Source organism: Polaromonas sp., from assembly GCF_030682935.1.
GTDB lineage: Bacteria > Pseudomonadota > Gammaproteobacteria > Burkholderiales > Burkholderiaceae_C > Polaromonas.
In genome coordinates, this window is sequence record NZ_JAUXNA010000317.1 from 1 (window position 1) to 9,144 (window position 9,144).

8 protein-coding genes and 1 pseudogene are annotated in these 9,144 nt (G+C 59.2%); 3 read left to right on the plus strand and 6 right to left on the minus strand.

Annotated elements, in window-relative coordinates:
* Positions 1–29 precede the first annotated feature (29 nt).
* Both Q8K05_RS14710 and Q8K05_RS14715 read right to left on the minus strand, forming a co-directional pair.
* Positions 30–638 carry a PilN domain-containing protein gene (locus tag Q8K05_RS14710; RefSeq protein WP_305247380.1) on the minus strand — a complete coding sequence of 203 codons (609 nt, stop codon included), beginning with the start codon at positions 636–638 and terminating at the stop codon, positions 30–32.
* The gene (locus Q8K05_RS14715) at positions 635–1,714 is read right to left on the minus strand and encodes a pilus assembly protein PilM (protein WP_305247381.1); all 1,080 of its coding nucleotides are present in this window, start codon (positions 1,712–1,714) and stop codon (positions 635–637) included. Before Q8K05_RS14715 ends, Q8K05_RS14710 begins: the two co-directional genes overlap by 4 nt.
* A gap of 268 nt (positions 1,715–1,982) precedes the next feature.
* Here Q8K05_RS14715 and Q8K05_RS14720 point away from each other — a divergent pair.
* A pseudogene (locus Q8K05_RS14720) lies at positions 1,983–4,397 on the plus strand (penicillin-binding protein 1A).
* Between the two features lie 74 nt (positions 4,398–4,471).
* Here Q8K05_RS14720 and cyaY read toward each other — a convergent pair.
* Positions 4,472–4,807 carry an iron donor protein CyaY gene (gene cyaY / locus Q8K05_RS14725; protein WP_305247382.1) on the minus strand — a complete coding sequence of 112 codons (336 nt, stop codon included), beginning with the start codon at positions 4,805–4,807 and terminating at the stop codon, positions 4,472–4,474.
* Positions 4,808–4,819: 12 nt separating this feature from the next.
* On the opposite strand from cyaY, the gene Q8K05_RS14730 reads away from it, so the two are divergent.
* Positions 4,820–5,032, plus strand: coding sequence for a lipoprotein (locus tag Q8K05_RS14730; RefSeq protein ID WP_305247383.1), 213 nt, complete (start codon positions 4,820–4,822; stop codon positions 5,030–5,032).
* A complete protein-coding gene (gene lysA, locus Q8K05_RS14735) occupies positions 5,029–6,336 on the plus strand; it encodes a diaminopimelate decarboxylase (protein ID WP_305247384.1) in 1,308 nt (435 codons plus the stop codon). Before Q8K05_RS14730 ends, lysA begins: the two co-directional genes overlap by 4 nt.
* 49 nt (positions 6,337–6,385) lie before the next feature.
* On the opposite strand, the gene Q8K05_RS14740 is transcribed toward lysA, so the two are convergent.
* From Q8K05_RS14740 to ccsB, 3 genes are all read right to left on the minus strand, one after another.
* Positions 6,386–7,033: a sulfite oxidase heme-binding subunit YedZ gene (locus Q8K05_RS14740; RefSeq protein ID WP_305247385.1), complete on the minus strand. Its 648-nt coding sequence runs from the start codon at positions 7,031–7,033 to the stop codon at positions 6,386–6,388.
* Entirely contained in the window at positions 7,033–8,031 is a 999-nt protein-coding gene (msrP, locus tag Q8K05_RS14745) for a protein-methionine-sulfoxide reductase catalytic subunit MsrP (RefSeq protein WP_305247386.1), read from the minus strand. The genes Q8K05_RS14740 and msrP overlap by 1 nt, the downstream gene beginning before the upstream one ends.
* 87 nt (positions 8,032–8,118) lie before the next feature.
* On the minus strand, positions 8,119–9,144 hold a 1,026-nt coding region (gene ccsB / locus Q8K05_RS14750), incomplete at its 5' end, for a c-type cytochrome biogenesis protein CcsB (protein WP_305247387.1).

The window sequence follows — 9,144 nt, forward strand, 5'->3', positions numbered from 1 at the left end:
TGCCATGATCAGTCTTGTTCAAACCGGCGTCATGTCTTGGCTGACGCAGATGCGGCAGGGCTGGCCGCTTTCGGATCACTGGCCCGTTTCAGCATCACCCGCATGGAGAAATTCGCTACGCGCCGCTGATCTCGCTGGCTCAGGGTGACGGTGCCGGCCGTAATTTCAACCAATTCGGGTCGGGTCAGCCAGGGGCTGTTGTTGGTCAAATTACGCAGTAGTTCGGAAACCCGCTCATTGGACTGCGCCACGCCGGTGATCATCACGGCCTGGTCGACCTGCTTCATGCTGTTGATGTACACCCCGTCGGGCAGCTGCTTGACCAGTTCGCTCAGCAGGTACACCGGCAAATTCCGGTTTCCCTGCAAATCTTCCACCGCAATCTGCCGCGCCTTGAGCGCGGCAATCTCTGACTGCAAGGTCGCTATCTCCTTGATCTGCGTTTCCAGGCGGGTGATCTCTGTTTTCAGAAAGGCGTTCTTGCCCTGCTGGTTTTCAATTTGAGCCCCATACCAGGAATACACGGCGCCACAAATCAGTCCGCCAGCCAGTGCAGCCATGCCCAGTGTCGCAAAAAACACCTCGCGCCTGTGCTTGCGCGCAGCTTCCCGGTGCGGGAGCAGGTTGATCAGAATCACTGCATGAACCTCCGCAATGCCAAACCACAAGAAGTCAAATAAGAAGACGCCTCGCGCCGCATTTTCTTTTCGCGCACATGATCGCCAATTTCCATGCCCTCGAAGGGATCGGCCAGCAGGCAGGCAAACGAGGTTTGCTGCGTGACGCAGTCCGTCAGGCCGGACAGTGCGGATGAGCCGCCCGCCAGCATCACATAGTCGACCTTGTTGTACGGCGTGCTGGTAAAGAAAAACTGCAGGGCCCGGCCGATTTCCTGCGCCATGCTCTCGACAAAAGGCTTGAGCACTGCTGGCCCGTAGTCTTCCGGCAAGTCACCACTGCGCTTTTTGTTCTCGGCCTCTTCGGGCGAAAAGCCGTATTGGCGAACAATCAGTTGCGTCAATTGCGCGCCGCCAAAGGCCTGATCTCGCTCGTACAAGACTTCATCATTCCGGAGCACCTGCATGCTGGTGGTCAAGGCGCCCACTTCAAACAGGGCCACCATGGTGTCTGCCCCCTTGTTGGGCAGATGCTCGATCAGCCGTGCCGTTGCCAGCCGCGAAGCGTAAGACTCCACATCGACCACGATGGGCTTGAGCCCGGCCGCCTCCGCCAGGCCTTGCCGGTCTTGCACTTTTTCCTTGCGCGAAGCGGCAATCAGCACTTCGACGTCGCCACTGGAAGAGGCGCTGGGCCCGAGCACGCAAAAATCGAGGCTGACTTCATCGAGCGAGAAGGGGATGTATTGATTGGCTTCGGACTCGACCTGGGTTTCCAGTTCGGCATCGCTCATGCCGCCGGGCAAAATGATTTTTTTGGTAATGACCGCCGAAGCGGGCAGCGCCATGGCGACGTTTCGGGTGCGGGTTCCGCTCTTTTTGACCAGGCGACGCACCGCGTCGGCCACTTCATCGAATTTCTCGACATTGCCGTCGGTGATCCAGCCATGGGCCAGCGGCTCAATCGCACACCGATCAAGTACCAGATTGCCGGCCTTGTCGCGGCTTAACTCCACCAGCTTGACGCTGGACGAGCTGATATCAAGACCCAGCAAAGCGGGCTGTTGGCGGTTGAATAACGATCCCAAAGAGATCAAGGCGGTCCCCAAATGATGGCTAATATGTAGCCTTGCATACTTAAGAAATCGCTTGAATAGTAGCAGCAAGCTCTTTGTGCCGTAAGGCTTTTTCCTGTTTCTTGCACCACAAACGTTGTCAAAAGCAGACGTTACGGACAGGCCCACCACCCATAAATTAGTGTAAACCAGCATCCATAAGTGTAAAAGTCTGGCGTTTTCGGCGGCGCCTGAAACGTCCGGGTGACCTGGATTTTTATAATGCTGGTGCGCCTTTAAGATAGCCCACATGCCTTCCAAGCCTTCTACATCCACATCTCCCGACTCCAACCACAGCCGCGCGAAGCCGCTTTCCTGGCAGCGCCGGCTTGTCAAACTCTCTTTGTGGGGCTTGGGTCTGATGCTCGCCGGGGTGGTCGGCGGCGTTCTGTTTCTGACCGTCGCGCTGTCGGTCGCCTACCCCAATCTGCCGGACATATCGGATCTGTCCGATTACCGGCCCAAGCTGCCGCTGCGCGTTTTCTCTGAAGACGGCGTGATGATTGGCGAGTTTGGTGAAGAGCGCCGCAGACTCACCCCCATCAAGGACATTCCCCAGGTCATGAAAGACGCGGTGCTGGCGATTGAGGATGCCCGTTTCTTCTCGCATGGCGGCGTCGACTACATTGGCGTGATCCGTGCCGGCCTGGCCAATGTGGGCCGCGCAAAAAGCCAGGGCGCCTCGACCATCACCATGCAGGTCGCCCGCAATGTGTACCTGTCAGCCGAAAAAAGCTATACCCGCAAGATTTATGAGATCCTGCTGACCTTCAAGCTGGAACACTTGCTGACCAAGAACCAGATTCTTGAGATCTACATGAACCAGATTTTTCTGGGAAACCGGGCCTACGGTTTTGCGGCTGCTTCGGAGGCTTACTTTGGCAAGCCGCTCAAGGACATTTCCATTGCCGAAGCGGCCATGCTGGCTGGCCTGCCGAAAGCACCTTCAGCCTACAACCCCATCGTCAACCCCAAACGGGCCAAAGCCCGCCAGCTTTACGTTATTGAGCGCATGGAAGAAAACGGCTTCATCACGCACGAGCAGGCCGGGGCCGCCAAAGAGGAAGCGCTCAAAATAAGAAGTGGGCCCGATGCAGGGCGTGTGCATGCCGAATACGTGGCCGAAACCGTGCGCCAACTGGTCTACGACCAATATGGCGACGAAACCTATACGCGCGGACTCAATGTCACGACCACCTTGCGCGCCACCGACCAGACGGTGGCCTACAAGGCCTTGCGCAAAGGCATCATGGACTACGAGCGTCGGCAAATCTACCGGGGGCCTGAAAAATTCATCGATCTGCCGAGCAACCCCCAGGAAATGGAGGATGCGATTGACGACGCACTGGCCGACAACCCCGACAACGGCGACGTGATGTCGGCTGTGGTGCTGGATGCCAACCCGAAGCAGATTCTTGCCATGCGCCGAAACAGCGAAACGCTTGAGATCACGGGCGAAGGCCTCAAGCCGGCGCAGTCCGGCCTGGCGGCCAAGGCCGGGCCCAACATCAAAATTCGCCGCGGCGCCTTGATTCGCGTGGCAAAAACACCTAAAAACACCTGGGAAATCACCCAGCTGCCTGAAGTTGAAGGGGCTTTTATAGCACTGGACCCGCGCGATGGTTCCATCCGTGCACTGGTCGGCGGCTTTGATTTTCAGAAAAACAAGTTCAATCACGTCACCCAGGCCTGGCGCCAGCAGGTCTCCAGCTTCAAGCCCTTCATTTATTCGGCTGCGCTGTAGAAGGGTTTTACCCCGGCTACCGTGGTCAATGACGCGCCGCTGTTTTTCGACGCCGGCGTCACGGGCGGCCAGCCGTGGGAGCCGAGGAACTACGACGGCAACTTCGAGGGCCCCATGAGTGTGCGGACCGGCCTGAAGAAATCAAAAAACATGATTTCCATCCGCATCCTCCAGTCCATAGGCGCACCCTATGCGCAAAACTGGATCACGCGTTTTGGCTTTGAAGCGGACAAACACCCGGCCTACCTCACCATGGCACTGGGCGCCGGTTCCGTGACGCCCATGCAGATGGTCACGGGGTATTCGGTGTTTGCAAACGGGGGTTACCGCGTCAACCCCTACCTGGTCACCAAAATCACCGACCAGCGCGGCAATGTCCTGCTGGAGACCAAACCGCCCGTGCTCGATGAATCGGCAAGAGCCATTGATGCGCGCAACGCCTTCGTCATGGACAGCCTGCTGCAGGAGGTTGCGCGTTCGGGTACGGCAGCCAAGGCGCAGGCGATGCTCAAACGCCCTGATCTTTTTGGCAAAACTGGCACCACCAACGACTCGATAGACACCTGGTTTGTGGGTTTTCAGCCCACGCTCGCGGCAGCGGTCTGGATGGGCTATGACACCCCCAAGAAACTCGGCGACCGGGAGACCGGCGGTGGCCTGAGCCTGCCCATCTGGATCAACTACATGGAGTACGCCCTCAAAGGCGTGCCCGTCACCGAGTACCCGGCGCCTGAAGGCGTGGTCAACGTCAATGGTGAGTGGTACTACAACGAATATGCCAAGGGGTCGGGTGTCAGCAGCCTGGGCGCACAGGACGCAGCAGCAGCCAACACCGGCCAGCAGGCCGGGCCAGGCGGTGCCATTCAGGTGCTGCCGCCCTCTGACGAGAAGAAACGGATACTCGATCTGTTCAAGAACTGACCAGCACCAGGGCGATCCGTCCATCAGCCACGGGCCCCTGCACGGGGCCCGTTTTTATGGATGCGCGCCGATGCTCAGGCAGGCGCCTTGAACTCCAGCGGCAGACCGGCCTGCTCGCTCGCGTAACGCGACAGATTGGCAAAAAATTCGCTGGCGTCCTTGGTGTCCCGCCACTGGCCGCTGTTGAATTTGTAGTGAAATCCGCCCGCTTTAGCGGCCATCCAGATTTCCTGCAGCGGTTTTTGCAGATTGATGATGATCTGGCTATGGTTTGAAAATGTCAGCGTGATCATGCCGCCGGTACGCTGGTTGTCCACGTCCGCATCGGTCTCATCGTTGATCCGGTCGCAAGCATTCTCTATGGCCTTGAGCGCGCTCTCAGCCAGGTCCAGGTATTCAAGGTCCGTCATTACAATCCCGTTATGGTTTTTTCAATCCAAATTTTAGGCCGCCTTCACGCACTGACTCACCGGTATGGCCTTGTTGCGCTTGTGGCGGGCGCGGCAACGCTGGCCGGCTGCGGCCAAAAAGGGCCCCTGTTTCTCCCGGTGCCGCCCGTCGTTCCGACATCAGCCATTTCCAACAACGTCAATCCGGCCCCAGTACCGGCGTCCCCGGCATCCGCATCACAATGAATAATCCCGCGAACCAGGCTGCATCGGCAGCACTCCCCGGCCATCCTTTTGTAGCCTACCGCCATGACGCGCTTCACGTGGAAGACGTGGCGCTCTCCGCGCTGGCCCAGGCGCATGGCACGCCGCTTTTCGTGTATTCCAAAGCCGCCATGCTGTCGGCCCTGGCGGCCTACCAGCGCGGTTTTGCGGGGCGCCATGCGCAGATCTGCTACGCCATGAAGGCCAATTCCTCGCTCGGTGTGCTGCAGGTGTTTGCCCAGGCCGGCTGCGGCTTTGATATTGTTTCTGGCGGCGAGCTGGAGCGTGTACTGGCGGCTGGCGGTGACGCCCAGAAAATTATTTTCTCCGGCGTCGGCAAGACGCAGGCCGAGATGCGCCAGGCGCTGACCGCCGGCATTGGCTGCTTCAACGTCGAAAGCGAAGCCGAGCTGGACGTGCTCTCCGGCGTAGCCAGCGCGATGAAGCTGCGCGCACCGGTGAGCATTCGGGTCAATCCGAATGTTGACCCCAAGACACACCCCTATATTTCCACGGGCCTGAAAGACAACAAGTTCGGTGTCGCCCATGAAGACGCCCTGCGCATCTACCGGCACGCCGCTTCGCTGCAGGGCTTGCAGGTCATCGGCATCGACTGCCATATCGGCTCGCAAATCACCGACGCCACCCCGTATCTCGACGCCATGGACCGGATTCTTGATCTGGTGGCGGCCATTGAAGCGGCAGGCATCCCGCTGGCGCACATCGATTTTGGCGGCGGGCTGGGCATCAATTACAACCACGACACGCCGCCCGCGGCCGACGCGCTGTGGCGGCAACTGCTGGCCAAACTGGATGCGCGCGGCTATGGGGATAAAAAACTGATGATCGAGCCGGGCCGTTCGCTGGTCGGCAATGCCGGGGTCTGCCTGACCGAGGTGTTGTACCTGAAACCTGGCGAGCAGAAGAATTTCTGCATCATCGACGCCGCCATGAACGACTTGCCCCGCCCTTCCCTGTACCAGGCTTTTCATGCCATCGTACCGGTCGCGCTGCAGGGCAACCAGGCCATGGCGGCCACCTACGACGTGGTCGGTCCGGTCTGTGAAAGCGGTGACTGGATTGGCCGTGACCGCGTCCTGCGCGTGGCGGCGGGCGAGCATTTGGCCGTGCTGTCAGCGGGCGCTTACTGCATGAGCATGGCCAGCAACTACAACACCCGCGGCCGCGCCGCCGAGCTGCTGGTCGATGGCAGCCAGGTGCACCTGATCCGCCGACGCGAAACCGCACAGGACCAGATGCGCCAGGAGCAACTGGTGGCTGGCTAGCGTCCGCAAGGCACAGGGCGAGGCGCTGAAAATATCTTTTTTGCTATCATCAAGATAGCTTTATATGCCCGCTGCTTGTGGGCTTAAGCCTCTTTTTCATTAAGAACTGCTGCACGCGCCAGCCCAGCAGCAGCGCCACGATGGCGGCATACACGAACACTTCCGTGAAGTTGTTCTTGCCGGCACGCATCCAGAAGAAATGCAGCAAGCCCAGGCAGGCAATCAGGTAGACCAGCTTGTGCAGCCATTGCCAGCGTTTGGCACCCATGGCCCTGATGGCAGCATTGAAGGACGTGGCCGCCAGCGGAGTGAGCAGCACAAAGGCCAAAAACCCCACCAGAATAAAGGGCCGCTTGACGATGTCTTTGGCGATATCGGCCACATCAAAGCCCATGTCGAACCAGCTGTAGCTCAGCAGATGCATCACGACATAAAAGTAGGCGAAAAGCCCCAGCATGCGTCTAAAGCGCGCCAATGCAGGTGTGCCGCTGATGACCCTCAAGGGCGTGACCGCCAGCACGATGCAGATAAAGCGCAGCGTCCAGTCGCCCATGGCGCGGATCAGCGCTTCCGCCGGATTGGCCCCCAGCTGGTTGGTCAGCGCGCTGTAGAACAGCCATGCGAAGGGCAGCAAACAAACCACGAAAACAAGCGGCTTGGCGGCAGGGTGCAGCAACAGCCTTTGACCGGGCAGCATCAGAAGAACTTCTTGAGATCCATGCCCGCGTAAAGCTGGCCAACCTGGGCTTCGTAGCCGTTGAACATCAGGGTTTTGCGCTTCTTGGCGAACAGCCCGTCCTCACCAATACGCCGCTCGCTGGCCTGGCTCCAGCGCGGGTGGTCCACCGTGGGATTGACGTTGGAATAAAAACCATATTCCTGCGCGGCGGCCTTGTTCCAGGCAGTGCGCGGCTCCTTGTCGGTAAAGCGGATTTTGACGATACTTTTGCCGCTTTTAAAGCCGTATTTCCAGGGCACGACCAGACGCACAGGCGCGCCATTCTGGTTCGGCAGCACTTCGCCGTACATGCCAAAGGTCAGCAATGCCAGCGGGTTCATCGCCTCGTCCAGCCGCAGCGCCTCGACATAAGGCCATTCGAGCACGCGCGAACCCACAAACGGCATGGTTTTGGGATCAGCCAGGGTGATGAACTCGACGTATTTGGCGCTGCCCAGCGGCTCGACTTTCCTGATCAGTTCGGACAGCGAGTAACCCACCCACGGGATCACCATGGACCAGCCCTCGACACAGCGCATGCGGTAGATGCGTTCTTCCTGCGGGCTGAGCTTGATCAGGTCTTCCAGCGTGTAGCTTCTGGGTTGCTTGACCAGTCCTTCCACCGCGACGGACCAGGGCTTGACGGGCAGCGTGGCGGCGTTTCTGGCCGGGTCAGCCTTGTCCGTCCCGAACTCGTAGAAGTTGTTGTAGCTGGTCGCGTCTTTGTAATCGGTGATTTTTTCCAGCGTCATTGCGCCGGCCAGCGCCGATTTTCCGCCCGGCAAAGCCGCCAGCTTGCCAGGCCGCTGCAGGGTTTGCGCCAGGGCCTGGCGCCCCGCCCAGCCGGCCAGCGCAGCGCCTGCTGCGCCCGTGGCCATCAGTTTGATCAATTCGCGGCGGCCCTGGTAGGCGCTTTGCGGCGTGATTTCACTGGGAATGAGGTGGTCAAATCCGCTGGAACTGGTCTTGATGCGCATGATGAAGTCCTTGAAGTATGTCTAATGCTTGGTCTTTATACGCAGCAGATTCTTACAAGGATTCAATTCAAGGAATGCCCCTGGCCGCTACAAGGTTCCGTAGCTGTGCAGCCCCGACAGGAACATGTTGACGCCCAGGAATGCAAACGTGGTCACGGCCAGCCCCACCAGTGCCCACCAGGCGGCCACGGTGCCGCGCAAGCCCTTCATGAGGCGCATGTGCAGCCACGCGGCATAGTTGAGCCAGACAATCAATGCCCAGGTTTCCTTGGGGTCCCAGCTCCAGTAGCCGCCCCAGGCCTCGGCCGCCCACAGCGCGCCCAGCACCGTCGCAATCGTGAAGAAGGCAAAACCGACGGCAATCGACTTGTACATCACATCGTCGAGCACTTCAAAGCTGGGAAGGCGCGCCGCGATGCGCTTGCGGCCCAGCAAGATGGTGGTAACGATCAGGCCCGACACCAGCAGGTAACCGAGCCAGTAATTGGTGCCGCCCACATCGTCGAGGGATTTGCGGAAAACTATCGGCACAAAACACAGCACCACGCCCAGCATCCACAAGGGCGTGAGCTTGTACCAGCGGGTCTCGTCGGCCTGCTGCTTGACCAGGTAGGCCAGGGACACCATGGACGCCAGCGCAAACATGCCGTAACCGACAAAATTGGCGGGCACGTGTATCTTCATCCACCAGCTTTTCAGCGCCGGCACCAGCGGCTGGATTTCATGGGCTTCGCGCACCACCGTGTACCACAGCAAAAACCCGACCGCCGCACTGACCACCAGCATCACGAACGCGCCCAGTGCGCGGGTGTTGTACTGCTCTTCAAAGTAAAGGTAGAACGCCGCCGTCATCCAGCAAAACATCACGAACACTTCATACAGGTTGCTGACCGGAATATGGCCGATGTCTGCGCCCATCAGGTAGCTTTCGTACCAGCGCACCAGCGTGCCGATCAGCGCCATGCCCACCGCCACCCAGGCGATTTTCGAACCCAGTGACTCGAGCGAGCTACTCTGGCTTGATCCGGCACGTCCGATAAACATGCCGAGCCAGTAAAAAATGGTGCTCATGAAAAACAGCACGCTCATCCACAAAATGGCCGACTGGCTGGA

Excerpts from the sequence above, each read along its gene's own strand:
- cyaY (WP_305247382.1), bottom strand. The coding sequence starts at position 4,807 with ATGACGGACCTTGAATACCTGGACCTGGCTGAGAGCGCGCTCAAGGCC.
- Q8K05_RS14730 (WP_305247383.1), top strand. The coding sequence starts at position 4,820 with ATGGTTTTTTCAATCCAAATTTTAGGCCGCCTTCACGCACTGACTCAC.
- lysA (WP_305247384.1), top strand. The coding sequence starts at position 5,029 with ATGAATAATCCCGCGAACCAGGCTGCATCGGCAGCACTCCCCGGCCAT.
- Q8K05_RS14740 (WP_305247385.1), bottom strand. The coding sequence starts at position 7,033 with ATGCTGCCCGGTCAAAGGCTGTTGCTGCACCCTGCCGCCAAGCCGCTT.
- msrP (WP_305247386.1), bottom strand. The coding sequence starts at position 8,031 with ATGCGCATCAAGACCAGTTCCAGCGGATTTGACCACCTCATTCCCAGT.